General features: G+C 68.8%; 1 protein-coding gene. It reads left to right on the top strand.

From position 1 onward, the window contains the following. Positions 1–619 (top strand): DEAD/DEAH box helicase (locus tag ACFFRH_RS44445; protein ID WP_386164228.1); only part of this gene is annotated, 619 nt, incomplete at both ends.

The raw sequence follows: 619 nt of genomic DNA, 5'->3' as shown, positions 1-619 counted from the left end.
TCGAGCGGCGTGGCAACGTGCTGGCGACCATGACGAAGCTGAAGCAGGTCTGCAACCATCCGGCCCAGTTGCTGAGGGACGGCTCGCGGCTGGCGGGCCGGTCGGGCAAGCTGGCCCGGCTGGAGGAGCTGGCCGAGGAGATCGTCGAGGAGGGCGACAAGGCGCTGGTCTTCACCCAGTACGCCGCGTTCGGCGCCCTGCTGCAGCCGTATCTGGCCGCCCATCTGGACCGGCCGGTGCTGTGGCTGCACGGCGGGCTGCCCAAACGCGGACGCGACGAGCTGGTCGAGCGTTTCCAGGGCGATGACGAGCCGATGGTGTTCCTGCTCTCGCTCAAGGCGGCCGGGGTCGGCCTGAACCTGACCGCCGCCACCCACGTCGTGCACATCGACCGCTGGTGGAACCCGGCCGTGGAGGACCAGGCGACCGACCGGGCCTTCCGGATCGGCCAGACCAGGAACGTCCAGGTCAGGAAGTTCATCTGCCTTGACACGCTGGAGGAGCGGATCGACGAGATGATCGAACGCAAGAAGGCCCTCGCCCAGAGCGTGGTCGGCACCGGCGAGGACTGGATCACCGACCTGTCCACCGACCAGCTGCGCGAGCTGTTCCGGCTCGG

It is taken from the genome of Streptosporangium vulgare (assembly GCF_042428775.1).
Lineage (GTDB): Bacteria > Actinomycetota > Actinomycetes > Streptosporangiales > Streptosporangiaceae > Streptosporangium > Streptosporangium vulgare.
This window is presented reverse-complemented; position numbering and strand designations above follow the sequence as displayed.